The sequence below is a fragment of the Pseudomonas sp. RL_5y_Pfl2_73 genome (assembly GCF_963970515.1).
Classification (GTDB): Bacteria; Pseudomonadota; Gammaproteobacteria; order Pseudomonadales; family Pseudomonadaceae; genus Aquipseudomonas.
In genome coordinates this window covers 36,837-61,827 of the sequence record NZ_CAXAPD010000005.1, presented here as the reverse complement: position 1 = coordinate 61,827, position 24,991 = coordinate 36,837, and the positions used below count along the sequence as shown (strand labels likewise).

At 61.1% G+C, this 24,991-nt stretch carries 29 protein-coding genes; 14 read left to right on the top strand and 15 right to left on the bottom strand.

Annotated features, from left to right (window positions below):
• Positions 1 to 11 precede the first annotated feature (11 nt).
• On the top strand, positions 12 to 731 hold the full coding sequence (locus AACY42_RS06450; protein WP_339477822.1) for a DUF4198 domain-containing protein: 720 nt from the start codon (positions 12 to 14) through the stop codon (positions 729 to 731).
• Between the two features lie 196 nt (positions 732 to 927).
• Here AACY42_RS06450 and AACY42_RS06445 read toward each other — a convergent pair whose 3' ends face one another.
• From AACY42_RS06445 to AACY42_RS06435, 3 genes are read right to left on the bottom strand one after another with little or no spacing between them, the layout of a single operon-like run.
• Entirely contained in the window at positions 928 to 1,551 is a 624-nt protein-coding gene (locus AACY42_RS06445; protein ID WP_339477818.1) for an SOS response-associated peptidase, read from the bottom strand.
• Between the two features lie 39 nt (positions 1,552 to 1,590).
• On the bottom strand, positions 1,591 to 1,851 hold the full coding sequence (locus AACY42_RS06440; RefSeq protein ID WP_339477816.1) for a putative signal transducing protein: 261 nt from the start codon (positions 1,849 to 1,851) through the stop codon (positions 1,591 to 1,593).
• A 10-nt stretch (positions 1,852 to 1,861) separates the two neighbouring features.
• Positions 1,862 to 2,044 carry a CPXCG motif-containing cysteine-rich protein gene (locus AACY42_RS06435; protein ID WP_339477814.1) on the bottom strand — a complete coding sequence of 61 codons (183 nt, stop codon included), beginning with the start codon at positions 2,042 to 2,044 and terminating at the stop codon, positions 1,862 to 1,864.
• Between the two features lie 139 nt (positions 2,045 to 2,183).
• Here AACY42_RS06435 and AACY42_RS06430 point away from each other — a divergent pair, with 139 nt between their 5' ends.
• Positions 2,184 to 3,350, top strand: a complete 1,167-nt coding sequence (locus AACY42_RS06430; protein ID WP_339477811.1) for a 1-acyl-sn-glycerol-3-phosphate acyltransferase — start codon at positions 2,184 to 2,186, stop codon at positions 3,348 to 3,350.
• Positions 3,351 to 3,603: 253 nt separating this feature from the next.
• Here the strand turns inward: AACY42_RS06430 and AACY42_RS06425 are convergent, their stop codons facing one another.
• On the bottom strand, positions 3,604 to 3,885 hold the full coding sequence (locus AACY42_RS06425) for a hypothetical protein (protein ID WP_339477809.1): 282 nt from the start codon (positions 3,883 to 3,885) through the stop codon (positions 3,604 to 3,606).
• Positions 3,886 to 4,115: 230 nt separating this feature from the next.
• Here AACY42_RS06425 and AACY42_RS06420 point away from each other — a divergent pair, with 230 nt between their 5' ends.
• On the top strand, positions 4,116 to 4,322 hold the full coding sequence (locus tag AACY42_RS06420; RefSeq protein ID WP_339477807.1) for a hypothetical protein: 207 nt from the start codon (positions 4,116 to 4,118) through the stop codon (positions 4,320 to 4,322).
• A gap of 64 nt (positions 4,323 to 4,386) precedes the next feature.
• Here AACY42_RS06420 and AACY42_RS06415 read toward each other — a convergent pair whose 3' ends face one another.
• On the bottom strand, positions 4,387 to 4,971 hold the full coding sequence (locus AACY42_RS06415; protein ID WP_003205489.1) for a YajG family lipoprotein: 585 nt from the start codon (positions 4,969 to 4,971) through the stop codon (positions 4,387 to 4,389).
• A gap of 205 nt (positions 4,972 to 5,176) precedes the next feature.
• Here AACY42_RS06415 and AACY42_RS06410 point away from each other — a divergent pair, with 205 nt between their 5' ends.
• Together AACY42_RS06410 and mqo are read left to right on the top strand one after the other, a co-directional pair.
• A complete protein-coding gene (locus AACY42_RS06410; protein WP_339477804.1) occupies positions 5,177 to 5,410 on the top strand; it encodes a hypothetical protein in 234 nt (77 codons plus the stop codon).
• Positions 5,411 to 6,146: 736 nt separating this feature from the next.
• On the top strand, positions 6,147 to 7,655 hold the full coding sequence (gene mqo / locus AACY42_RS06405; RefSeq protein ID WP_339477802.1) for a malate dehydrogenase (quinone): 1,509 nt from the start codon (positions 6,147 to 6,149) through the stop codon (positions 7,653 to 7,655).
• A 112-nt stretch (positions 7,656 to 7,767) separates the two neighbouring features.
• Here the strand turns inward: mqo and AACY42_RS06400 are convergent, their stop codons facing one another.
• Together AACY42_RS06400 and AACY42_RS06395 are read right to left on the bottom strand one after the other, a co-directional pair.
• Positions 7,768 to 8,055: a PA4642 family protein gene (locus tag AACY42_RS06400; RefSeq protein ID WP_339477799.1), complete on the bottom strand. Its 288-nt coding sequence runs from the start codon at positions 8,053 to 8,055 to the stop codon at positions 7,768 to 7,770.
• A gap of 61 nt (positions 8,056 to 8,116) precedes the next feature.
• Positions 8,117 to 8,599: a hypothetical protein gene (locus tag AACY42_RS06395; RefSeq protein ID WP_339477796.1), complete on the bottom strand. Its 483-nt coding sequence runs from the start codon at positions 8,597 to 8,599 to the stop codon at positions 8,117 to 8,119.
• A gap of 197 nt (positions 8,600 to 8,796) precedes the next feature.
• On the opposite strand from AACY42_RS06395, the gene dauA reads away from it, so the two are divergent.
• Complete coding sequence (gene dauA / locus AACY42_RS06390) at positions 8,797 to 10,539, top strand: C4-dicarboxylic acid transporter DauA (RefSeq protein ID WP_339477793.1); 1,743 nt, start codon at positions 8,797 to 8,799, stop codon at positions 10,537 to 10,539.
• Between the two features lie 174 nt (positions 10,540 to 10,713).
• Here dauA and AACY42_RS06385 read toward each other — a convergent pair whose 3' ends face one another.
• Positions 10,714 to 11,187, bottom strand: a complete 474-nt coding sequence (locus tag AACY42_RS06385; protein WP_339477790.1) for a WbuC family cupin fold metalloprotein — start codon at positions 11,185 to 11,187, stop codon at positions 10,714 to 10,716.
• 3 nt (positions 11,188 to 11,190) lie between these two features.
• Complete coding sequence (locus AACY42_RS06380) at positions 11,191 to 11,748, bottom strand: hypoxanthine-guanine phosphoribosyltransferase (protein ID WP_339477788.1); 558 nt, start codon at positions 11,746 to 11,748, stop codon at positions 11,191 to 11,193.
• Positions 11,749 to 11,924: 176 nt separating this feature from the next.
• Here AACY42_RS06380 and upp point away from each other — a divergent pair, with 176 nt between their 5' ends.
• Together upp and AACY42_RS06370 are read left to right on the top strand one after the other, a co-directional pair.
• Entirely contained in the window at positions 11,925 to 12,563 is a 639-nt protein-coding gene (gene upp, locus AACY42_RS06375; protein ID WP_339477786.1) for a uracil phosphoribosyltransferase, read from the top strand.
• 2 nt (positions 12,564 to 12,565) lie between these two features.
• Complete coding sequence (locus AACY42_RS06370) at positions 12,566 to 13,840, top strand: uracil-xanthine permease family protein (protein WP_339477784.1); 1,275 nt, start codon at positions 12,566 to 12,568, stop codon at positions 13,838 to 13,840.
• 127 nt (positions 13,841 to 13,967) lie between these two features.
• On the opposite strand, the gene hemH is transcribed toward AACY42_RS06370, so the two are convergent.
• Positions 13,968 to 14,993 carry a ferrochelatase gene (hemH, locus tag AACY42_RS06365; protein ID WP_339477781.1) on the bottom strand — a complete coding sequence of 342 codons (1,026 nt, stop codon included), beginning with the start codon at positions 14,991 to 14,993 and terminating at the stop codon, positions 13,968 to 13,970.
• Positions 14,994 to 15,006: 13 nt separating this feature from the next.
• Positions 15,007 to 15,906 (bottom strand): TIGR01777 family oxidoreductase, encoded by a 900-nt coding sequence (locus AACY42_RS06360; RefSeq protein ID WP_339477778.1) that lies wholly within the window; start codon positions 15,904 to 15,906, stop codon positions 15,007 to 15,009.
• Between the two features lie 196 nt (positions 15,907 to 16,102).
• Here AACY42_RS06360 and AACY42_RS06355 point away from each other — a divergent pair, with 196 nt between their 5' ends.
• From AACY42_RS06355 to AACY42_RS06330, 6 genes are all read left to right on the top strand, one after another.
• Positions 16,103 to 17,089, top strand: a complete 987-nt coding sequence (locus AACY42_RS06355) for an NAD(P)/FAD-dependent oxidoreductase (RefSeq protein ID WP_339477776.1) — start codon at positions 16,103 to 16,105, stop codon at positions 17,087 to 17,089.
• 173 nt (positions 17,090 to 17,262) lie between these two features.
• The gene (locus AACY42_RS06350) at positions 17,263 to 18,225 is read left to right on the top strand and encodes a YbgA family protein (RefSeq protein WP_339477773.1); all 963 of its coding nucleotides are present in this window, start codon (positions 17,263 to 17,265) and stop codon (positions 18,223 to 18,225) included.
• The gene (locus AACY42_RS06345; protein WP_339477770.1) at positions 18,225 to 19,166 is read left to right on the top strand and encodes a MerR family transcriptional regulator; all 942 of its coding nucleotides are present in this window, start codon (positions 18,225 to 18,227) and stop codon (positions 19,164 to 19,166) included. The genes AACY42_RS06350 and AACY42_RS06345 overlap by 1 nt, the downstream gene beginning before the upstream one ends.
• 12 nt (positions 19,167 to 19,178) lie before the next feature.
• Positions 19,179 to 20,630: a deoxyribodipyrimidine photo-lyase gene (gene phrB / locus AACY42_RS06340; RefSeq protein ID WP_339477767.1), complete on the top strand. Its 1,452-nt coding sequence runs from the start codon at positions 19,179 to 19,181 to the stop codon at positions 20,628 to 20,630.
• Between the two features lie 123 nt (positions 20,631 to 20,753).
• Positions 20,754 to 21,527, top strand: a complete 774-nt coding sequence (locus AACY42_RS06335; protein WP_339477765.1) for an SDR family NAD(P)-dependent oxidoreductase — start codon at positions 20,754 to 20,756, stop codon at positions 21,525 to 21,527.
• Between the two features lie 27 nt (positions 21,528 to 21,554).
• Complete coding sequence (locus AACY42_RS06330; protein WP_339477763.1) at positions 21,555 to 21,860, top strand: YkgJ family cysteine cluster protein; 306 nt, start codon at positions 21,555 to 21,557, stop codon at positions 21,858 to 21,860.
• A gap of 130 nt (positions 21,861 to 21,990) precedes the next feature.
• Here the strand turns inward: AACY42_RS06330 and AACY42_RS06325 are convergent, their stop codons facing one another.
• From AACY42_RS06325 to prmC, 4 genes are all read right to left on the bottom strand, one after another.
• Positions 21,991 to 22,509, bottom strand: coding sequence for an acyloxyacyl hydrolase (locus AACY42_RS06325; protein WP_339477760.1), 519 nt, complete (start codon positions 22,507 to 22,509; stop codon positions 21,991 to 21,993).
• A gap of 114 nt (positions 22,510 to 22,623) precedes the next feature.
• Positions 22,624 to 23,415: a glutamate racemase gene (murI, locus tag AACY42_RS06320; protein WP_339477758.1), complete on the bottom strand. Its 792-nt coding sequence runs from the start codon at positions 23,413 to 23,415 to the stop codon at positions 22,624 to 22,626.
• Positions 23,408 to 24,163 (bottom strand): molybdopterin-synthase adenylyltransferase MoeB, encoded by a 756-nt coding sequence (locus AACY42_RS06315; RefSeq protein WP_339477756.1) that lies wholly within the window; start codon positions 24,161 to 24,163, stop codon positions 23,408 to 23,410. Before AACY42_RS06315 ends, murI begins: the two co-directional genes overlap by 8 nt.
• Positions 24,157 to 24,987, bottom strand: coding sequence for a peptide chain release factor N(5)-glutamine methyltransferase (prmC, locus tag AACY42_RS06310; RefSeq protein WP_339477754.1), 831 nt, complete (start codon positions 24,985 to 24,987; stop codon positions 24,157 to 24,159). The genes AACY42_RS06315 and prmC overlap by 7 nt, the downstream gene beginning before the upstream one ends.
• Positions 24,988 to 24,991: the final 4 nt, after the last annotated feature.

The window sequence follows — 24,991 nt, the reverse complement described above, 5'->3', positions numbered from 1 at the left end:
GGAAAATCTGCATGAAATACCCCAAGACCTTCGCCCTGCTCGGCCTGCTCCTGGCCACACAGGCCTCGGCCCATGGCCTGTGGACCGAACAGCGTCGCGGCAACATCGAAGTGATCTACGGTCACGGCGCCGAAGACAATGCCTTCAAGGCGCAGAAAGTCAGCGGTGCCTGGGCCTATGACCTGGGTGGCAAGATGATCCCCGTCACCGTCGAGCGCCTGGCGGACCACGCCCGCCTGCAACCGCTCAAGCCGCCGGCGGTGCTGGCCGTGGCGCTGGACAACGGCATGTGGTCCCAGACAGCCGACAAGAAGTGGATAAACGAAGGCCGCAGCAAAGTGCCCGGGGCGATCGAGTCGACCCACACGTTCAAGTACAGCCTGGCGATCTATGAGCCGGGGGCGAAACTGCCGGCGCTTGCACCGATCAAGTTCGTGATCCTGCCGGAAGTCGACCCGCTGACCGTAGGGCCGGGCCAGTCATTACCGGTACGGGTGTTGCTCGATGGCAAACCGGCGGCCGGTGTGAAACTGGTGGGCGACTACCGCAGCGCGCCGAACACCGTATCGACCGAAACCGATGCAGAAGGCCGGGCCAAGGTGCTGGTGCGCAACGACGGCTTGAATGTGATCGCGGCGCAAATGGAAATTGCACTCAAGGACAACAAGGACGTGGCCACCCGCGGCGTGTTCACCTCGTTGACCTTCCTCGGTGAGCCGCATCACGAGTAACCCCAAATCTTATTGTGGGAGCGGGCCTGCTCGCGATGACAGTATGTCAGCCACATTAATGTCGACTGATCCGCCGCTATCGCGAGCAGGCTCGCTCCCACAGGGGATGGTGGGTGTACGAGAAATTTGAATACACCTGTAATCCACTGTGGGAGCGAGCCTGCTCGCGATGAGGCCAATACAAGCGCCGCAAAACTCAAGCCGGGGTCAAGCACTCCGGCCCATTGAGCTTCGGATCATTGACCATGTTGGCCAGCACCCGCTCGCGCAGTGGCGCCGGCTCGCTTGCCAGCAGCCCTTGCAAGGCATGCAGCGGGGTCTCGGGGTCGAGCCACCGGCGCTGGCCTTCTTCGTCCAGGATCAGCGGTCGGCGCTGGCCCGCCGCTGGCTGGGTGATGACCGCCGTGCTCAGCCATACCTGCTCCTGTACCGGATACGCTTCCCAGATCGCGGCAAAAAACAGTGATGACCCCTCCCCCGGCGTCAGCCAGTACGGACGCTTGCGCGTGCCGCCGCGCCATTCATAGAAACCATTGGCCGGCAGCAGGCAGCGGCGCAGACGCAAGGCCTCGCGGAACATCGGCTGCTCGGCCACGGTTTCGGCCCGGGCATGGGCCGGGGTGCGGGACAGGTCGGTCAGCCACGGCGGCGTCAGCCCCCAGCGCGCCCGGGCCAGTTCACGCTGGCCCTCGGCGCCGGCCCGCAGGATCAACACCGAATCGTTGGGCGAAATATTCCATTGAGCCTTCTGATCGGTGGGAAAACCGGGCAGGGCCGCGAAGGAGGGGTTCCAGCGAAACAGGGCATAACGTCCGCACATGGGGCAACACGACTCTTGATCGAACAAACGGCCGCCAGCCTAACAGACCAGCGTACCGGGATAGCTGTCCGGTTCATCGCCGGGCAACGGCAGTGCGGCATTGTACGCGGCGATCAACTCCCGGGCGTATTGCGCCTGGTCGTCCTCCACCGCCAGTCCCAGCAGGCCTTGCATGGGCAACTCCCCCGCACCGCCCAGCAAATCGCGCCCCATCAGATGCGCCGTGATGCCTTCGCTGGCAAGCATGCCTTGCAACAACTCGCCTTCCATCAGGTTTTCCAGCTCGTAGATTCGCTGCATGGACGCCCCATCATTCGTTTTCGCTGAAGACTTCGAGATGCCACTCATTTTCATGGACCTGCAGCACGAAGGTAATCGGGCGGCAACACACCGGACAGTCCTCAATATAGGTCTGGTCGCCGCCGGACAAATCCAGAACCGCTTCCGCTGGTTCGCCACAATAAGGACATTCGTAGCGTTCGGTTTCCAGCATCGCGGTCTCCCAGGTGACTTGTGCGTATAATCGCCGGTCTATTTGCAGGGCTATTTTTGTCTGGCTTATCTTCCAGGCCGTACCCTGTCGTTTTTTCGTTCGAACCTTTACTTACCCTAGCCGTTTCCAACAAGAGAGCATGATGGGCGAATTCGATGCCATCCGACCTTACGACGACAGCGAAGTCCCAGCGGTGCTGGCACGGCTGCTCGGCGACAAGGCGTTTCTAGATATCCTCACCCACTTCCGCTTCCCACGCCTGGCCGGCGCCTTCGGCTGGATGCTCAAACCCCTTATAGCGCAAAGATTGCGCCGTGAGTTCGCCGGAGTGACTTCGGTCGCCACGTTGCAGGACAAGGTGGAGTTCTACGTCGACCACACCATCGAGCGCGCCACCGATGGCGTGACCTATACCGGGGTGGAGCAATTCAAGTCCGGCAGTGCGTACCTGTTCATCGCCAACCACCGCGATATCGTGATGGACCCGGCCTTCGTCAACTATGCCGTGTACCACGCCGGCCTGCCGACCCCGCGCATCGCCATAGGCGACAACCTGCTGCAAAAGCCCTTTGTCAGCGACCTGATGCGCCTGAACAAGAGTTTCATCGTGCACCGTTCCATCACCGGCCGGCGGGAAAAAATGGCGGCGTACCAGTTGTTGTCGGCGTACATCAACCATTCGATCCGCCACGACTGCGCCTCGATCTGGATCGCCCAGGCCGAAGGACGGGCCAAGGACGGTGACGACCGGACCGAATCGGCGATCCTCAAGATGTTCCACATGAGCCGCAAGGACGAGCCGTTCGGCGAGGTGATCCAGTCACTGAACCTTACGCCGGTGTCGATCAGCTACGAATACGACCCGTGCGATCAGGCCAAGGCCCGCGAGTTGTACATCCGCGCCACCACCGGCACCTACACCAAGGCCCCGGGCGAGGACGACGTGAGCATCGCCAAGGGCATCACCGGCTACAAGGGCCGGGTCCACGTGAACTTCGCCACGCCCATCACCGAGCTGTTCGAGGACACCAAGCAATTGGCCCAGGAGATGGACCGGCAGATTCTCGGCGGCTACCGCCTGTTCCCCGTGCATTACCTGGCTTACGCCCAATGGGCCGACGCCGACCCGCAGTTGCAGGTTCCCACGGCGGCCGAGGTGTTTGGTGCCGATGAACTGGCCAAGGCCCAGGAAGAATGGCAGCGCCGGCTGGACGCTTGCCCGCCGGAACACCGTCCGTTCCTGGTGCTGCAATACGCAACGCCGGTGCGTAATCAGTATCGGGTCAAGGCGGGGTTGGCGCTTTAAAGCTTGCTCCCGCAGGGTTTGTGTAGGAGCTGTTGAAGGCTCGGGCCGCGTTCGGATGATCTTTTGATCTTTTGATCTTTTGATCTTTTGATCTTTTGATCTTTCGCTTGAGGCTCAAGTGGTTGGGGGAAGATCGCAGCCTCGTTGCACTCGACAGCTCCTACACAGCTCCTACACAGCTCCTGCGCGGCTCCTGCGGGGCTCCTGCGGGAGCAGCCCAGCGGGAGCAAACGTCCTTGCAGAGGCTATTTCATCAGAACTGCGTACTGATCCACGACATCAGCAACGCCAGGGCCAGGCAGCCAAAGCCAAACCGGTAGAAAAACCGGTTCATCCGCTGCGTGGCCAGGTCCAGCAGCGCTTCAAATCGTTCATTACCTTCGCGATTACGCGCCTCAAGGCAGGCCCGTGCCCGTTGTTCACGGCGGCGCGTCGCATGCAGCACCCAGCCGCCTGGGCAGGCAAACAGCAACGCGAGCAGGTTGATCAGTTTGGCGGGGTGGGCGGCGAACAACGAAAGCAGATGCGACGACATTACGAACCTCAAGCGAAAAACGGACAGGGCACGTCCGTGACCTACAAACAGGGCGCGGATTCTACCGAAAGCCTGAGGCCCTGCGCGGCTTTTTCCGACCAGTAACGATCCCGCCGCAACACTGGGTTCTTTTGTGGCGAGGGAGCAAGCTCAGGGTTAATTTCACCCGTCACGGTTTCGTCATCTGATTAGGCCACTCTGGCGCCCTTCAAACCTGCACGGAACCCGTCATGCTGCACGCCGAAAACCAGGATCGCCTCTATCTCATCAGCCCAAGCGACGAACAACAGAACCTCGTCGACAGTCTGTCCTTCAACGTGCAGGACCGACATTGGCTGGTGTATTGCGCCCTGGGCGGCCATCAACATCCCGACCTGCCGGAGACAGACCTGCTGACCGGGATCAGTGTGCTGGAGTTCTATTCCCAGGCAGCTTGAGAAGCTCGCCCATAAAAAAACCCTGTGGGAGCAAGCTCCCACAGGGTTTATGAGGCCTTTTTACTTACTCAGCCAGCACCTGGCCAATGGTCGGATCCTTGAACAGCCGGGTCAGGGCATCGCTCAAGACGTCGCTGACCAGCTTGGTGTTGGTGTCCTGGTTAGGCGCCATGCCGAAGCGTTGGTCCAGGGAAGCACCGTAACGACCGCTGTAGCGGCGGTTGGCGTTCTGCACGTCGGAGCGGAAGGTCGCGCCGATGGTGGCTTCGGTCACGTACATGCCTTCCTTGGGCGACTGGTACTTGAGCTCGGCCAGGGTCACGGTCAGTTGCGGTGCATTCAAGGCATTGGCGGTCGGCGTGAAGCCCAGCAAACGCACGGCGGCTTCAGCCTGGGCCTGCAACTTGGGCAGAATTTGCGCACCCTGCACTGTGATCACACTGGTTTCCGGATACAGCCCGCCACGGGTGCCGAGCGTCGGCGACGGACGACCGTCCACCACCCGCACCACCACCGGCTGGCCACGACCCACAGGTGCCAGCTGGGCATTGAGCTTGGGCTCCGGGTTAAGTTGTTGCGGGCTGTGGGCGCAGCCGACGAGGGTCAGACTGGTCACAGCGATCAAACCGAACAACAGGCGTTGCAACATGCTCTTCTCTCCAGAATCGGGCACAAACAGACCGGCAGTATAGCGGTGCGCCATCGCCGCGAACTAGCGTCGCACGATGAATACTGAAATGTCTGACACGGGCCGTGGATGCCGGTTCCTGTCACCCCATTGTCACGGTCCTTACACCGGCATGTCATGGCCCGGGGTCAGGCTTATCCCAAGCTTCCTGACCCGGTATCCGATCATGCGCTTCCTTATTTCCCTGTTCACCCCTCGCCCTCATCACCGCAGCTTCGCCCTGCTCGATCGCAACGGCCGCTGCCAGGCCTTCAAGCAGTGCAGCCTGCAACCCATGGGCGAAGGCTGGGTGGAAATCGAAGAGATCCGTCTCAACTGGCTGCACCAGCCATTGCCCGTCAGCGCCCGCGTGCAACCGCTTCCTGCCCGCGCACGTAACCGGCAGCTGTTGACCATCTGACCGGACGGCTAATAAAAGTCATTAAACACGACCATTTCCCTGCGTTTCTTCGATACAATCTCCCCCCGATTATAAGGACGTCTCCTGATCGGGCCTCGCAACACCGCTGATACGCTGGTATTGGCACCCCGCAACGCCCACAGAGAGCCGCCCACACAGATCGAGTGAAGCTGGCGCTTGCTGTTCCTCCAGGCAAATCACCACTTTTCGCGAATCTGCAGTGCTGTCATTACGCTCGGTCACTGAGCTGTCTGCCCGTTTTGCCTGTCATGTACTACATGGGGGCAACCGAACCGGGCGCAGTGCCAGGCTGGGACAGCCCTTTTTTGAGGTTCACGTCTTCAAAAGAGCGTGAAAAAAACGGGTTTTCACAACTTCACGAGAGTGTGGCGAGCAAATGAAGAGTTTTGCGTCTGAACAAGCACCATTAGCGTCTGAAACAGCCCAACGACACAGGACCGGATATCGCTCAAGAACCGGCGCCTGAAGCCTGTCCGCTACGGATTTGGTTGCACGAACGGATGTCTCGGCCATAAGTCGAATTGCCTGCCCGGCGCTTAAATGAGTTCATGTGACTCTGAGGCCAGGCTGCATGCATCCGCAGTAGGTGCGAAAAATTGCGAAGATTCGGACATGGCGATCCTGGCCATGAATAACTGGGGCGCAGTTGACCTGCCCCGCCACTTTTGGCCGCTATGCCGACAATTTGGTGCTGCAGATTTTGGAGACGCGTTAAATGGCGCATAACGAAGCAGTCGATGTAGTTCTGGTAGGGGCCGGCATCATGAGTGCCACCCTGGCCGTACTGCTCAAGGAGCTCGACCCCGCGATCTCGCTGGAAGTCGTCGAGCTGATGGATTCCGGTGCTGCGGAGAGTTCCAACCCGTGGAACAACGCCGGTACCGGCCACGCCGGGCTGTGTGAGCTCAATTACACACCCCAGGCGGCCGACGGCACTGTCGACATCAAGAAAGCTGTGCACATCAACACCCAGTTCGAGGTGTCGAAGCAGTTCTGGACGTACCTGACTAAAAAAGGCACGTTCGGCTCCTCCAAGTCCTTCATCGCCCCGGTGCCACACCTGAGCTTCGTGCAAGGCGAGAAAGGCGTGTCGTTCCTGAAGAAGCGCTTCGATCTGATGCACCAGCATCACGCCTTCGCCGACATGGAATACACCGAGGACAAGGCCCGGATGGCCGAGTGGATGCCGCTGATGATGCCTGGCCGGCCAACTGACGAAGTGGTTGCCGCCACCCGCGTCATGAACGGTACCGACGTCAACTTCGGCGCCCTGACCAACCAGTTGCTCAAGCACCTGACCAGCGCCCCGGACACCCAGGTCAAATACTGCAAGCGCGTCACCGGCCTCAAGCGCAACGGCAGTGGCTGGACCGTGAGCATCAAGGACGTCAATTCCGGCAACAGCCGCGATGTCGACGCCAAGTTCGTGTTCCTCGGTGCCGGCGGTGCGGCGTTACCGCTGCTGCAAGCCTCGGGGATCGAAGAAAGCAAGGGCTTCGGCGGCTTCCCGGTCAGTGGCCAGTGGCTGCGTTGCGACAACCCGGAAGTGGTCAAGCACCACCAGGCCAAGGTCTACAGCCAGGCCGCCGTGGGCTCGCCGCCGATGTCGGTGCCGCACCTGGACACCCGTGTGGTCGATGGCAAGAAATCCCTGCTGTTCGGGCCGTACGCCGGTTTCACCACCAAGTTCCTCAAGCACGGCTCGATCATGGACCTGCCGCTATCGGTACGTGCCGGCAACATCGGCCCGATGCTGGCCGTGGCCCGGGACAACATGGACCTGACCAAGTACCTGATCAGCGAAGTGATGCAGTCCATGGAACAGCGCCTCGAATCCCTGCGTCGCTTCTACCCCGAGGCGAAAGCCGAGGACTGGCGCCTGGAAGTGGCCGGCCAGCGGGTGCAGATCATCAAGAAAGACCCGAAGAAAGGTGGCGTCCTGCAGTTCGGCACCGAACTGGTGGCGGCCAAGGACGGCAGCCTCGCCGCCCTGCTCGGCGCGTCGCCGGGTGCTTCGGTGACCGTGTCGATCATGCTGGAACTGATCGAGCGCTGCTTCCCGGACAAAACCAAAGACGAGTGGGCTGCCAAGCTCGCAGAAATCTTCCCGGCCCGGGAAAAAGTGCTGGAAACCGACGCGGCGCTGTATCGCAAGATCAATGCGCAGAACAACATTGCGCTGGAGCTGGTTGAAGAAAGCAGCGAGACCCAAAGCTACGCTTGATTGCACAGCATGAAAAAACGCCCCGTTCTCCATGAGAGCGGGGCGTTTTTGTTTATAGGATCGCAGGCTTCGCGATCTCCATAGGCGATGGCGAAGCCTGCGATCTTTTGATCTAACCGCGAGCCTTGTTGACCAGCTCGATGTAATCCTCGGCATTACCCTGGTCCTGGATCAGCGCAACGAAATCGTTGCCGCGCTCATCCTTGCCATTGAGGTCATGACCGGCCTCAACGAAAAACGTCAGGAAACGCTCGAAATCGTCGACCCGCAGGCCACGGTAAGCCTTGATCAGTTTGTGCAGCGACGGCGACGTGGCATCGACCGGTTCAAAATTGAGGAACAGCTTGATCTGTTCATCGCCAATCTCGTCGCCAATCACTTGTTTCTTGTCTTTACGCATTGCCGGCTCCAGCTCGCACAGTTCACGGGGCGGGCAGTTTACCCCCGGCAAGGCCCGGGGCTCAACGCGGGCGTTCGGCGCCGGTGTGCAGGTCGGCCCAGATATGGCCGTTGGCGTACGTGAGAAACTGTACATAGACCGTGTTGTGACGCAGCAGATCGATGACCACTCGGTACTGGGCCTGTGGATAAGACAGCGTCAGGGTCTTGCTCGCCTCGTCGAAGGCCGGCTTCTTCAGGCTTTTGCTTTCGCCATCGAAGTTGAGGATCACCTGGTTGAGGGTGGCCCCCTTGTTCATCGGCTTGCCCTTGAGACGGACCAGCAAGGGGGAAGTGACCGGAATCGGTTGCTGGTTGGACTGACGCTGGTTACCCAGCACCACCGAAAACTCGGTCACTTGCAACAACTGCTGCTGTTCAGGCTGCTCCTGGCGCACCATCAGGTCATCAGGCGGCAGGAACTGGCTGTGCATCGGCGCAGCCTCGGCCGCCAAGGGCAGGCTGGACATCAACAGCAGAGTGGCGCAGCGGATCAATACACGCATGACAAGCTCCGAGGTCTTGGCCGGGCACTCTAGCATGAGCCTCAATGATAAAAATAAGCGATCTGGATCAATACATCCGTGCAGCGGGCGCGGCATACTCAAAGGGCCGTCAGCCCCAGTCTACCGATACATGAGACGCGGGGCGTCCTGGGCGACATTCCATCTATAAGCCCCGTTTCTTCGTGCGTGGAGTCCCTATGTCTTTCTCCGCTCCACCGTTGTTTGCCGCCTGGCGCCAAACCTGGCGCGCCGGTTACACCCTTGAGCGCCTGCGCGGCGACCTGGTGGCCGGGCTGACCGTCGGCATCATCGCCATCCCACTGGCCATGGCCCTGGCGATTGCCGTTGGCGTGCCGCCGCAACATGGCTTGTACACGGTGTTGGTGGCCGCCCCCTTGATCGCCCTCACCGGCGGCTCGCGCTTCAACGTCAGCGGGCCGACAGCGGCGTTCGTGGTGATCCTGCTGCCCATCACCCAACAATACGGTATCGGCGGCCTGTTGTTGTGCACCATGCTCGCCGGCCTGATTCTCATCACCCTGGGATTGATGCGCGCCGGACGGCTGATCCAATACATCCCCTACCCGGTGATCCTCGGCTTTACCGCTGGGATCGGCGTGGTCATCGCCACCTTGCAACTCAAGGATCTGCTGGGGTTGACCACCGTCGGGCAAGCCAAGCACTACATCGAACAGTTGGGCGAACTGATCGTGGCACTGCCCAGTGCCCGACTCGGCGATGGCATCATCGGCGTCACGTGCCTGGCGGTGCTGATTGCCTGGCCACGCTGGGTACCGAGGGTTCCCGGGCATTTGGTTGCCTTGCTGGTCGGGGCCCTATTGGGACTGGCGCTGGAGCACGGCGGTTGGCCGGTGGCGACATTGGGTGAGCGTTTCAGCTACGTGGTCGATGGCATCAGCCACCCCGGTATCCCGCCATTTTTACCGAACTTCGACTGGCCATGGAACCTGCCAGATGGCCAGGGCCATCCTCTGACGCTTTCCTATGACCTGATCCGCCAATTGCTGGCGCCGGCCTTCGCCATTGCCATGCTCGGCGCCATCGAGTCGCTGCTGTGCGCGGTGGTGGCGGATGGCATGACCGGCAGCAAGCACGACCCCAATGCCGAGCTGATCGGCCAGGGCCTGGGCAACGTCGTGGCGCCGCTGTTCGGCGGTATCACCGCCACGGCGGCCATTGCCCGCAGCGCGACCAACGTGCGCAGTGGCGCCTTTTCACCGCTGGCCGCGATCATTCACAGCCTCGTGGTGCTGCTGGCGATGGTGCTGCTGGCACCTTTGTTCAGTTACCTGCCCATGGCTGCCCTGGCGGCGCTACTGGTGATAGTGGCCTGGAACATGAGCGAAGCCGGACACGTATTGCATACCTTGCGCATCGCTCCGCGCAGCGACGTATTGGTGCTGCTGACCTGCCTTAGCCTGACCGTCCTATTCGACATGGTCATGGCCGTCGCCGTCGGTCTGCTGTTGGCCGCCGGGCTTTTCATCAAGCGCATGAGCGAACTGACCGACAGCGCCGAACTGCCGCGTCACTTCCACCAGGCCCTACTGGACATGCCCGAGCATGTGCGCTGCTACGCAATTCGTGGGCCGCTGTTCTTCGGTGCGGCAGAAAAAGCCCTGGATGTGCTGCGCAAGTTCGATCCGGGGGTGCGCGTGGTAGTGGTGGAAATGAGCGCCGTGCCCATGCTGGACATGACCGCGCTGGCCGCGGTTGAAAACATCCTGAAGGATTACCGCAAGCAGGGCATCGGCCTGATCCTGGTCGCGACGACGCCAAGGGTGCGCCTGAAGCTGCGCCGCGCCGGCATTCATCGCGAGCAGCGGCAATTGGCATATGTGCAGACCCTGGAGCAGGCGCAGGTCAAGAGCGAGCAATGGCTGGCTGCTGCCAGCGCCGCGCATTCAAGGCTGGCTTGATCGGTGGTCAGAGGTTGCTCCCGCGTGGTTCCGTAGGAGCTGGCGAAGCCTGCGATCTTTTGATCTTTTGATCTTTCGCTTGAGACTCAAGTGGCCGTGGAAAGATCGCAGCCTCGTTGCACTCGACAGCTCCTACAGACCCAGCACGAGCTTGATCCCTCGCGCCATGGAGGACTAGTCGAACTGGGCGCGCATCCAGGCCTGGTATTGCGCCACGCCGGCCTCGCCTTCACGGGGCGCCCAGTGGGCCAGCTCGCCCTCACCCACGGGCCGATAGGGGCCGGCCTTGCATTCGAACATCAGGCTGTCGGCTTCCAGCACCACCAATCCGTGGTACACGCCGGCCGGCAGGTCGACGCCGAGGCAATCGCCACCAACCTGCAGGATGCGCTTGTCGACCACCGTACCGGCTTCGTCGAAGATCAACACCCCCAGCCGCCCTTTGAGCACCAACAAGGTTTCCGCCTTGTCGGCGCTCAGGTGGCGGTGCGGCGGGATGTAGGTCGACGGTTGCAGACCCACCGCCATGCGGTGGCACGGCTCATCCATCTCGTGGAAGTTATGGTGCTGCCGCCCACGAGGGCTGGCCGCCGCTTTTTCGGTCAAGCCATCGAACAGAGCATGGTCCAGAAAGCTTGGTCGGGTCATCGATTACATTCCCTTGACGGCAAAAATGCCATTGGCGTTGCGCCAGTAACCTTTGTAGTCCATGCCGTAGCCGAAGATGTAGCGGTCGATGCACGGCAGGCCGACGAAATCGGCTTTCAAGTCCGGACGGGCCTTGCGGTCGTGGTCCTTGTCGATCAGCACGGCGGTGTGCACGGCACGGGCACCGGCGTGTTTGCAGAAGTCGATGATCGCGCCCAGGGTGTGACCTTCGTCGAGGATATCGTCGATGATCAGCACCTCGCGGTCGATGAACGAGACTTCCGGCTTGGCTTTCCAGAACAGATCGCCGCCGCTGGTTTCGTTGCGATAACGCGTCGCGTGCAGGTAGGACGCTTCCAGGGGGAAGTTCAGATAGGTCAGCAGCTTGCCGGAGAAAATCAGCCCGCCGTTCATGACGCAGAACACCACCGGGTTGGCATCGGCCAGCTGATCGTTGATTTGCGCACCGACACGGGCGATGGCCGCTTCGACTTCGGCTTCGCTGTACAGGCAGTCAGCCTCTCGCATGATTTGACGGATATGCTCGAGATCAGCGGACATGGCGCTCTCCAAGGGACGTTGAGGGGGAGGGACGGTTCTGAAAAGCGGGCAAAGGTACGCATCAAGCAAGGCCAGATCAAGCGTTTGTGGACTAACGTTCTGTATTGTCTATAGGACAACACCCTCGGATAGATTAATCTAGGCCGGTTTTTTTGCCCGCCGCCGGAGCCTTTCCCATGCCCATCTTCGAGATCCGCCATCCGCTGATCAGACACAAACTCGGCCTCATGCGCCGCGCTGACATTAGCACGAAGAACTTCCGTGAACTCGCCCAGGAAGTCGGCGCCCTGCTCACCTACGAGGCCACCAAGGACCTGCCGCTGGAGTCCTATGAAATCGACGGCTGGGCCGGTGCGGTCCAGGTCGAGAAAATCGCCGGCAAGAAGATCACCGTGGTGCCGATTCTGCGCGCCGGCATTGGCATGCTCGAGGGCGTACTGAGCCTGATCCCGGGGGCCAAGGTCAGCGCCGTGGGCGTGGCTCGCAACGAGCAGACCCTGCAGGCGCACACCTACCTGGAAAAACTGGTGCCGGAAATCGACGAGCGCCTGGCGATGATCATCGACCCGATGCTCGCCACCGGCAGCTCCATGGTCGCCACCATCGACCTGTTGAAAAAGGCCGGTTGCCGGGACATCCGCGCCATGGTGCTGGTCGCCGCTCCCGAAGGCATCAAGGCCGTGCAGGACGCTCACCCGGATGTGACCATCTATACCGCGTCCATCGACCAGAAACTCAACGAGCACGGCTACATCATCCCGGGCCTGGGCGATGCTGGCGACAAGATCTTCGGCACCAAGCAAAAGGACGCTTGAGCATGCAGGATGAGTTCAACGATCCGCTCTGGCGCCAGGTACTGTCCGGCGCACAGATGCTGTTCGTCGCCTTCGGCGCGCTGGTACTGATGCCGCTGATCACCGGGCTGGACCCTAACGTGGCACTGTTCACGGCCGGCCTGGGAACGATCCTGTTCCAGATCGTCACCAGGCGCCAGGTGCCGGTGTTCCTGGCTTCGAGCTTTGCCTTCATCACCCCGATCATCCTCGCCAAGGACCAGTTCGGCCTGGCCGCGACCATGGGCGGCGTGATGGCGGCGGGTTTCGTCTACACCTTTCTTGGCCTGGCGGTGAAGATCAAGGGCACCGGGTTCATCGACCGGCTGCTGCCGCCGGTGGTTATCGGCCCGGTAATCATCTCCATCGGCCTGGCCATGGCGCCGATTGCCGCCAACATGGCGATGGGCAAGGCCGGCGACGGTACCGAGCTGATTCATTATCAAACCGCGATGCTGATTTCGATGCCAGCCCTGCTCACCACCTTGACCGTGGCGGTGTTCGGCAAAGGCATTTTCCGCCTGGTGCCGATCATTTCCGGCGTGTTGGTGGGCTTTGCCATGGCATTTTTCTTCGGCGTCGTGGACACCGCGAAAATCGCCGCCGCGCCGTGGTTCGCCCTGCCTAACTTCACCGCACCGGAGCTCAACTGGCAGGCGATCCTGTTCATCGTGCCGGTGGCGCTGGCACCGGCCATCGAGCACATCGGCGGCGTGATTGCCGTGGGCAGCGTAACCGGTCGCGACTACCTGAAAAAGCCCGGCCTGCACCGCACACTGCTCGGTGACGGCGTTGCCACCACCGCCGCCGGCCTGTTCGGCGGCCCGCCCAACACCACCTACGCCGAAGTGACCGGCGCGGTGATGCTGACCAAGAACTACAACCCGAAGATCATGACCTGGGCAGCGTTCTTTGCCATCAGCCTGGCATTCATCGGCAAGTTCGGTGCGCTGCTGCAAAGCATCCCGGTGCCAGTGATGGGTGGAATCCTGTGCCTGTTGTTCGGTTCGATTGCGGCGGTGGGCATGAACACGCTGATCCGCCACAAGATCGACCTGGGCGAGGCGCGCAACCTGGTGATCGTCTCAGTGACGCTGGTGTTCGGCATCGGCGGTGTGCTGGTGGGCACCGGCACTGGCCCGGACGACTTCGGCCTCAAAGGCATCGCGCTGTGCGCGGTGGTGGCGATCGCGCTGAACCTACTGCTGCCGGGCAATGACAGCTGGAAACAGAAGCAGGCGGATGAGCCGCTGATTTAAGAGCTCTGTTGTCTGACAGGTTCTCTTCGCGAGCAAGCCCACACTTGATCCTCAGCGTACACAGACTTTGTGAACGACAAAGATCGAATGTGTGTGTGGGGCTTGCTCGCGAAGGGGCCGCTGAAATCTACAGAGCGATCGGCGCCCGTTCACAGAGGGTACTCAACGCCCGCGCCCACTGCGCCTCATCATTGAGGCAAGGCACCAACACCAACTCCTCCCCTCCTGCCGCGCGGAACTGCTCACGGCCGCGATCGCCGATTTCCTCCAGGGTTTCAATGCAGTCGGCCACGAATGCCGGACACATCACCAACACTTTCTTCACGCCGCTTTTGGCCAGTTCATCCAGCCGCGCCTCGGTATAGGGTTCGATCCACTTGGCCCGCCCCAACCGCGACTGGAACGACACCGACCACTGGCCATCCTTGAGCCCCATGCGTTGGGCGAACAGCTCTGCAGTGCGGATGCATTGCGCGCGGTAACAGGTTGCCATCACCTCCGGCGGCGCGTTCTTGCAGCAGTCGGCATCTTTGAAGCAATGAAGCCCCGTAGGGTCGAGCTTGGTCAGGTGTCGCTCCGGCAAGCCGTGGAAACTCAACAACAGATGATCGTGTTCCTGCATCAGGTACGGCTTGGCGCTGGCCACCAGGGCGTCGACGTATTCGGGTTGATCGTAGAATGGCTGGAGAATCGAGAACTGCACATTGAGTTTCTTTTCCCGCACGACCCGCTTGGCCTCCTCGATCACCGTGGTCACAGTGCTGTCGGCGAACTGCGGGTACAACGGCGCCAACGTGATCTTCTTGTGACCCTGGCTCGCCAGCCGCACCAACGCCGATTCAATGGACGGCTCACCATAACGCATTGCCAGCTCTACCGGCCCCTGGGCCCACTGCGCGGTCATGGCCTGTTGCAAGCGGCGACTGAGCACCACCAGCGGCGAACCCTCCTCCCACCAGATCGAGGCGTAGGCATGGGCCGATTGCTCGGGACGCTTGATCAGGATCAGCGACACCAGCAAACGCCGCACCGGCCATGGCAGGTCGATGACATACGGATCCATCAGGAATTGATTGAGGTAGCGGCGCACATCGGCCACCGAAGTGGAGGCAGGCGAACCCAGATTCACCAGAAGCAACGCGTGATCGGTCATGCAACGTCCTATTTCAAAGGCGGCTGGACAAGTCTTCCAGGGCCGCAGGCAAATCAGTGAACCGGAATGTGAAACCCGCCGCCTGCAATCGGGCCGGCGTGGCGCGCTGGCCGCCGAGCAACAGCAATGACAACTCCCCCAGGGCAACTTTCAACGCAAGTTCCGGCATTGGCACCACGGCTGGCCGATGCAATACATGCCCCAGGGCCTTGGCAAAATCGCGGTTGCGCACCGGGTTCGGAGCGCACGCATTATAAGGACCGCTGGCATCAAAGCGGTGCAGAAGAAAATCAATCAGGGCGATTTGATCCTCAATATGAATCCACGGCATCCACTGCCGACCATTGCCGATACGCCCACCCAGCGCCAGTTTGAACGGCAGTAGCAGCCGCGACAAAAAGCCGCCCTCGGCAGACAGGACCAGGCCGGTACGAACCAGCACAACACGCATACCCAACGCCTCGGCCCGTTGCGCGGTTTCTTCCCAGGCAATGCACAACTGGCTGGCGAAATCTTCGCTCACTGGCCCCGACTCCTCGGTCAACTCACGCTCGCCACCGTCGCCATACCAGCCCACCGCGGAACCGGAAATCAATACCTGCGGTTTCTGCTCGCAACGCTCCAGCCACGCCAGCAAAACTTCCGTCAACGTAATGCGACTGCTCCACAACAACATCTTGCGCTTATGGCTCCAGGGCCGGTCGGCAATCGGTGCTCCCGCGAGGTTGACCACCGCGTCCACCGGCGCCTCAATTGCTTCGAGCTTGGCAACGCCTCGCACGTCTGCGCCACAGATTTGCGCCACCTCTTCGGGTCGGCGACTCCATACCGTCAAGCGATGTCCCTGCCCCAACCAGAGGCGGCAGAGCTGACGTCCGATCAAACCAGTACCGCCGGTCAGCAATATGTGCATGAGATGTTCCTCGCATCGCGTTTTACCCGGCCCATTAGTCTATTTTTATAAGCAGGGATTTTTCGTATCGGACAGGGTCTGTGTTTAACAATAGGACAAGCTGTCCAAACGCGAACGGTAAAACTTATACCAAAAACCCAAATTGTACAGGTTTAAACGACGGCGTAGTCTGTACAGAAAGGTAAACGAGGCCCTCATGACTGTACCTATCGCAATCATCGGCACCGGCATCGCCGGACTTTCAGCCGCCCAGGCCCTGACGGAGGCCGGGCATATCGTTCAACTCTTCGATAAAAGCCACGGCAGCGGCGGACGCATGTCGAGCAAACGCAGCGACGCCGGCGCACTGGACATGGGCGCGCAATACTTCACCGCCCGCGATCGCCGCTTTGTCACGGAAGTCCAGCGCTGGCAAGCCAACGGGTGGGCGGCGGAATGGAACCCACAACTCTACAACTTCCAGAACGGGCAACTGAGCCCATCGCCGGACGAACAGACCCGTTGGGTCGGCACGCCACGCATGAGCGCCATCACCCGCGCCTTGCTCGACACACTGCAAGTGCAGTTTTCCTGCCGGATCACCGAGGTGTACCGCGGCCAGGAGCATTGGCATTTGCAGGACGCGGAAGGTTTCACTCACGGCCCCTTCGGTCAGGTGGTAATCGCCACACCCGCGCCCCAAGCCACCGCATTGCTGGCGGCCGTACCGAAGCTGGCCGCCGTGGCCGCTGGCGTGAAGATGGACCCGACCTGGGCCGTGGCGTTGGCCTTCGAAACCCCGCTGGATACCCCCATGGAAGGCTGCTTCGTACAGGACAGCCCCCTGGACTGGCTGGCGCGCAACCGCAGCAAACCGGGACGCGACAACACGCTCGATACGTGGGTATTGCACGCCTCCAGCGACTGGAGCCGGCAGCACATCGACCTGTCCAAGGAAGCGGTGATCGAACATCTGCACGGTGCCTTCGCCGAACTGCTGCACAGCGCGATGCCCGCACCAAGCTTCAGCGTGGCCCATCGCTGGCTCTACGCCCGCCCCGCCGGCAACCACGAATGGGGCGCCTTGGCCGATGCCGACCTGGGCCTGTATGTGTGCGGCGACTGGTGCCTGTCCGGCCGGGTCGAAGGCGCATGGCTCAGTGGCCAGGAGGCTGCACGCCGCCTGCATGCAAGCCTGCAGTAGATCGCATCACCCATCACTATCCGCTGCTGTCGAAAGAGACAGCAGCCTGCCTGCGATACAGATTGACGCCACCTCCCGCACAAACCCGGTTGACTTGTGCACGTTCTGACCTATGATGAAAATATTGTACAAAGATAGATATCTGTACAAGATTTAGCAATCAGAGGTTACCCATGCCCAGCACAGCCATCGCCAAACCCAGAATCGCCATCAGCGCCTGCCTGATGGGTGCTGAAGTTCGCTTTAACGGCGGGCACAAGCAATCGCAGTTGTGCAGCCGTACCCTCGTCGACTATTTCGACTTCGTGCCGGTGTGCCCTGAAGTCGCCATCGGCCTGGGCATCCCCCGGGAACCGATCCGCCTGGTGGGCAACCCCGAGCACCCCGAGGCGCTCGGCACGGTGAATCGCGACCTCAACGTGACCCGGCCACTGGCCGACTATGGGCAGCAAATGGCTGGCGAACTGGATGACATCTGCGGCTACATCTTCATGCAGAAATCGCCATCCTGCGGACTGGAGCGGGTCAAGGTCTATGATCACAACGGCGCGACCCAGGACGGCGGCGGCCGCGGTATCTATGCCCAGGCCTTCTGCGAACGCCACCCGGATCTGCCGGTGGAGGAAGACGGTCGCCTCAACGACCCGGTGCTACGGGAAAACTTCCTGACCCGGGTGTTCGCCTATGCCGCCTGGCAACCTTTGCGTCACGACGGACTCACCCGTCGCGACCTGATCGAATTCCACTCGCGCTACAAATACCTGCTGATGGCCCACAACCCGGTGCAATACAAAGCCCTGGGCAATTTGCTGGGCAACATGGGCAAGGCCGACCCCAATGAGCTGGGCCCACACTATTTCAGCGCATTGATGGCCGCCTTGAAGAAATGCGCCACCCGCCGCACCCACACCAACGTGCTGCAACACCTGAGCGGTTACCTCAAGCGCGCCATCGACGCCGAGGACAAACAGGAAGTACAGCACCTGATCGGGCAATATCGCCTCGGCATCGTGCCCTTAGTGGTGCCACTGACGTTACTCAAGCATCACTTGCGCCAGCACCCCGATCCTTACCTGGCGCAGCAGGTCTACCTGCAACCGCACCCGGAAAACCTCAGCTTGCGAAACGCTATTTGATGAGCCGCGAACCCGACTCCAGCGCCAGCGAAGACCTGGGGGCCGACTTTGCCAAGGCCTTGGCGCAAGGCTGGCTGCCCATACGCGAGGTCGCCCGGCAAACCGGCGTCAATGCCGTCACGCTGCGCGCCTGGGAGCGTCGTTACGGGCTGATCGTGCCGCACCGCACCCCCAAGGGCCACCGACTGTTCAATACCGAGCATGTGCAACGGATCCTGAGCATTCTCACCTGGATCGACCGCGGCGTTGCGGTAAGCAAGATCAAGCCGTTGCTGGACACGCCGCAGCCACCGAGCGAACAGGTGCCGGAGAATGACTGGCAACGTCAGCACCACGCCCTGGTGCTGGCGGTGACGCAACTGGCCGAGCGCCAGATCGATGACCTGGTCAACCAGGCGATGGCGCTGTACCCGCCCTGGACCGTGTGCGAGCAGTTGCTCTTGCCGTTGCTGGCCGAGCTGCACCTGCGCTGGCAAGGCCAGTTCGGCGCGCAGCTGGAACGGGTGTTCCTGTACTCATGGCTGCGCAGCAAGTTCGGCAGCCGGATCTACCACAACAACCGTCAGTTGCGCGGCGCGCCACTGTTGCTGGTCAATCATTCGGACTCGCCCCAGGAGCCGCACCTGTGGCTCACCGCCTGGCTGGCCAGCAGCGCCGACTGCCCGGTGGAAGTGTTCGACAGCCCTCTGCCGGCCGGCGAACTGGCCCTGGCAGTCGAGCGCCTCAAGGCTCGCGGCGTCCTGCTGTATTCCAGTCACGCCCTCAACCTGTCCCAACTGCCCAGGCTGCTGAGTGGAATCGATTGCCCGATCATCATTGCCGGCCCGGCCGCGTCGATCCACCACGCCAGCTTATCCACTGGCGCGTCGATGATTGACGTGTCCTGGGCCGCAGACCCGTTATCGGCTCAGCGCGAACTGAGTCGCCGAGCACTCCTTTAGATGGAAGACAGCATGCAACTGATCTGGCTGCGCAGCGACTTGCGCCTGCACGACAACACCGCCCTCGCGGCGGCCGCAGCCCAAGGCCCCTGCGTGGCGGTGTACCTGACCAGCCCCGAACAATGGCGCACCCATGACGACGCACCGTGCAAGATCGATTTCTGGCTGCGCAGCCTCGGTGCGTTGAGTGCGACCCTGGCCGAATTGAACATCCCACTGCTGATCCGTGCCGCTGCGCATTGGCACCAAGCCCCGCTCGCGCTGCTCAAGCTGTGTCGCGAACTGAACGTCGACGCCGTGCATGTCAACGAAGAGTACGGCCTGAATGAAACGCGACGCGACGCCGAAGTCGCCCGCGCGCTGAATGAGCAGGGCATTGAATTTCACAGCCACCTCGATCAATTGCTGTTCAAGCCCGGCAGCCTGCTGACCAAGACCGGCAATTACTTCCAAGTGTTCAGTCAGTTCCGCAAGGTCTGCTACAGCCGTCTGCACTTCTCATTGCCGAGCCTGGTCGCCACGCCGGCCAGGCAGGCTCCCACCGGCATTGCCCGTGACCCGGTGCCGACGCAAGTCGATGGATTCGCCCCGCCCAGCCAAGCGCTACGCGCCCTCTGGCCCGCCAGTGAAGCCGAAGCCCGTCGGCGCCTGGACACCTTTGTCGAGCAGCACATCGATGATTACCAAGGCGAACGGGATTATCCCGCCAGGCCCGGCACCAGCCAGCTATCGGCCTATCTGGTGGCTGGGGTGGTGTCACCGCGTCAGTGCCTTCATGCCGCGCTGCAAGCCAACCAAGGTGAATTCGAAAGCGGAAATGCCGGTGTTGCGACCTGGGTCAATGAATTGCTCTGGCGTGAGTTCTATAAACATATTCTAGTGGGTTATCCACGCGTGTCGCGCCATCGTGCGTTTCGCCCGGAAACCGAGGCGCTGGCGTGGCGCAACGCCCCCGCAGAACTGGAAGCCTGGAAGCAAGCACGCACCGGCCTGCCGATTATCGATGCGGCCATGCGGCAATTACTGGAGACCGGCTGGATGCACAACCGCTTGCGGATGGTCGTCGCCATGTTCCTGACCAAGAATCTGTTGATCGATTGGCGCGAAGGCGAGCGCTTTTTCATGCAGCACCTGATCGACGGCGACCTGGCCGCCAACAATGGCGGCTGGCAGTGGAGCGCCTCCACCGGCACCGATTCGGCGCCCTGGTTCCGCATCTTCAACCCGTTGAGGCAGTCGGAAAAATTTGACCGCGAGGGCTTGTTCATCAAGCACTGGTTACCTGAATTGAACGATCTGGACAAGCATCAGGTCCATAGCCCAAATACCCAGGGCGGCTTGTTTGGCGCCGAGGATTATCCGGCACCGATTATCGACTTGAGCCAGTCCAGGGCGCGTGCGCTGGCAGCGTTCAGAAACCTGCCAACGCGACAGGACGCGACCGCCGAAGAGATGGGCGATTAGCGAACAAACAATTGCCGGTCGACGGAAGGCATTATTCGTCCGAGAACATATAATTTTACTAGTCGTAGGGACTCCACTGAAAAGCCACGTATCAGTGCGCTGTCCAATCGAAAGGAGTAGAGAATGGGTTTAAGACTGCCCCGGCGCTGCTGGCTCACCGGGGCTGGCAACGGAATCGGCACTTCGTTGGCTGAAGCGATACTGCAGACGGGTGCATACCTGGCCGTCAGTTCGCACTCGAGCCAATCATGCGAAACCCTTTCGGCACGTTATCCAGGCCAAGTACTGGCCGTGCCCGGCAATTTGACCGACAGCCAGGCCGTGCGCGAGATCGGCGAACAGATTGCCCGGCAATGGGGCGCCCTGGATCAGGTGATCGTCAATGCCGGGACGGCTGAGTACGTTGACGGGCAGCCGGCTGATCACACATTGATCGAGCATATTGTGCGCAGCAATCTGCTGGCTGCCAGTTTCTGCATCGAAGTGGCCATGCCCTTGCTGCGCGCCGGGACCGAACCTCATCTGGTGGGTATTGCCAGCCCGGCGACTTACCTGCCCCCTTCACAAATAGAAGCGGGTGGCCGCGGGATTCGTCATCTGTTCGAATCGGCTCGGGCAGAACTGGCATACGCGGGTGTCGATGTGACGTTGGTACACCCTGGCTACGACGCCCCATTGCTGGGGCCCGACGATTGCCCCCAAACCCCGATTCACTGGTCGGCGGACGAAACAGCGCGGCACGTGCTGAATCAGTTGGTCGAACGCCCGCGGGAAGTCGCGCTTCCCATTGCGTCCATGACCGCACTCTGGCCTTTGCCTTCGTCGACCGAAACCGTGCCGACCGATATGGGCTCATGCCAGGCGAAAAACGGCTATCCGATCAAGGGACGACCCTGAGCCGCTGATTGCCTTACACTGCGCGCCATGAAAACCATCCCCGTCCATGAAATCCCGGCACCGGCCGTCACGTGTTCGACGTGCGCGGCGTGCTGCTGCCAGTTGGAAGTGATGCTGATCACCGACACCGGGGTTCCGGAGCGCTTTATCGACACGGACGAGTGGGGTGGAGAGGTGATGCTGCGACTGGATGACGGTTGGTGCGCGGCACTGGATCGCGACAGCATGATGTGCACCATCTATGAAAAGCGTCCGCTGATCTGCCGAGAGTTCGAGATGGGCGCACCGGAGTGCCTGGAAGAACGCCAAGGGATTGCAACGGCGTATCGATAAAGGAATGGTCTGACAGAGCTGATCTATTGTCGGAGCGAGCCTGCTCGCGAAAGCGGTAGATCAGGCAACATCGTATTGGCTGCCCCACCGCTTCGCGAGCAGGCTCGCACACAGTTCTCAAACTGTTTTGTTACAGCGGCATCGTGTAGTGCAACGAGTAGCTTTCTACACCGTCGTTGGTCGACTTGATGCCCGCGTTGGAGTAATGAATGGCGCGAATGCCCACTTCATGCCCACCGTTGAAGCGCAGGCCGAAGCCGATACGGTCTTCAAATTGGAAAGCCGTGCCAAGCTTGTTGTCTTCCACTTCGGTATTGGCGAACAACGCCACACCGATACCCGCCTCGATGTAAGGCTTCACGTTCTGGCCGGAAAATTCATACACAAACACAGGCGCAAACGACAGGCTGTGATTGCTGGATGTCTCGTCCCCTTCCCAATAGGTATAGGCGCCGCTCCAATAGCCGGTCAGGCGACCGATATCACTTTGCAGCCAGCTCTTGTCCCAGTCGAACTGCATGCCCAGGCGATAGGTCATGGTCGAGTCGCTGGTCTGGCCAACCCCAAATTCCACACCTGCTGCTTGTGCAGTGTAAGTGTGCCCCAACAATGCGGCCGCAAACGCGGCAAAGCAGAATAAGCGCTTCATTAGAAACATCCTTTTCCGAACAGACTTAGTTGATTTTGTTACAAACACACAAAGCTATAGAAATCCGCGCTAAAACAGAAGTTCAGCACGTTTTACACAATTTTCACGTTTTTTTTACAGATCGAAGCTTCGCACAACGCCGGACGAATGCCATAGCATCGGTAGGATTTTTCTTAAATGCATCGGGTCTGCACTTGTCCAGAAATGCGTTTCGCTGGCAGGCCCCTCGGCCAACAAACCGCGCTCAGCCAAGAGGCGCTGAAGTTGCCGGGCCACGGCGGCACCGGTGTCGACCAGGCTGATATGTTCCGGAATCATCCGCGCGAGCAATGGCTTGAGGAACGGATAGTGCGTGCACCCCAGGATCAACGTATCGCAGCCGGCTGCCAGCAAGGGGTCGACGTATTGTTGCAGCAATTGATACAAGGCCGGACTGTGCAAATCACCCGTTTCGATCAGTTCAACCAATCCCGGACACGGTTGCGTGATGACCCGCACATCGGTGGCGAAACGGTCGAGCAAAGCGGCGAACTTGGCGCTCTGCAAGGTACCGGTGGTGGCGAGCACACCGACGATACCACTGCGGGTAGCGGCGGCCGCCGGCTTGACCGCCGGTTCCATCGCGACAATGGGCCAATGGGGGAAATCACGGCGAAGATCGGCAACAGCAGCAACCGTTGCGGTATTGCAGGCTACAACCAGCGCCTTGGCGCCCTGGCCCAAGAGAAAGTCGGCAATGATCGCGCAGCGTTGGCGGATGTAATCCGGGCTCTTCTCGCCGTAGGGGATATGTCCACAGTCAGCCACATACAACAGCGATTCATTGGGCAGCAGCTGGCGAATTTCCCCCAGCACCGACAACCCGCCGACACCCGAATCAAGCACGCCGACCGGCGCTTCACTCATGTTGGCCACCGCAGACGCTGCAACCTGGATCGCGCTTGACCCGCAGCTCACGGAAACGCGTGCCCAGGGCATCGATCAACAGCAGGCGCCCCACCAGCGGCTCACCGAAACCGACCAACAACTTCAAGGCTTCAAGGGCTTGCAGACTGCCCACCAATCCCACCAGCGGTCCGATCACACCAGCCTCGCTGCAGGTCAGCTCGGCTTCGCTGCCATGGCCATAAAGGCAGTGGTAGCAAGGGCTTTCGGGGCGGCGTGGGTCGAACACCGACAACTGCCCTTCCAGGCGAATTGCCGCGCCGCTGACCAACGGTTTACCCGCCGCGACACAGGCCGCGTTCACCGCTTCACGGGTCGAGAAATTGTCGGAGCAGTCGAGCACCACATCCACCGCCGCGACCGCCATGGTCAGACTGTCTTCGTCCATGGCCGCCCGGTGAGGCACCAGCCGAACCTCGGGGTTGATCGCCCCCAGGCGTCGCATCGCCGAATCGACCTTGCTCAAGCCGACGCTATCGGTGTCATGAATGATCTGGCGCTGCAGGTTGGTCAGATCGACGCTGTCGAAATCCGCCAAATGCATCTCACCCACCCCAGCGGCGACCAAGTACAACGCCACCGGGGCGCCGAGACCGCCGAGACCGATGATCAGCACGCGGCCTTGCTTGAGACGCAATTGGCCGTCGATGTCGACGTGCTGCAACAGAATTTGCCGACTGTAGCGCAACAATTCCTGATCGTTCAGCACGGCAGGCACCCCTGGCTGATGCGTTCATGACCGCCCAGGTCCTTGCGGCTGTGGACTTCGACAAAGCCTTGGGTGCGCAGCAAATCGCGCACCGCCTCGGCTTGGTCGTAACCGTGCTCGAGCATCAGCCAGCCGCCCGGCTCGAGGTGAGCAGGCGCCTGGGCAACGATTTGGCGCAGATCATCGAGCCCGTCCGGCCCGGCAACCAGGGCACTGGCCGGCTCGAAACGCACGTCGCCCTCGATCAGATGCGGATCGCTGGCTGCAATATACGGCGGGTTGCTGATGATCAACTCGAAACGCGAGTCTTCCAGCGCACCGAACCAGTGGCTGCTCAGCACCGTGACGTTGTGCAGGTCCAGGCGCTGGCGATTGCGTTCGGCCAGGGCCACGGCCTCCAGCACCCGGTCGACCGCGGTGACTTTCCAGGCCGGGCGCTCGCTGGCCAATGCCAGGGCAATCGCGCCGCTGCCGGTGCCCAGGTCCAGGACCCGAACCGGTGTGGCCGGCAACAAGGCCAGCGCGGACTCCACCAGCAGCTCGGTGTCGGGACGCGGGATCAGGGTATGGGGCGCGACTTCCAGATCGAGCTTCCAGAAGCCCTGCTGTCCGAGGATGTACGCCACCGGCTCGCCGGAGCGACGCCGCCGCAGGTATTGGCCGAACAGCAACGCCGCCTCACTGGGCACGATCCGCTCGGGCCAGGTGTGCAGGAAGCTGCGGGACTTGCCCAAGGCTGCGGCCAGCAACAACTCCGCGTCCAGCCGTGCCGTGGGGGAATCCGGCAGCTCGGCCGCGCGTAACAGACTGGCGATGATGGTCATTTAT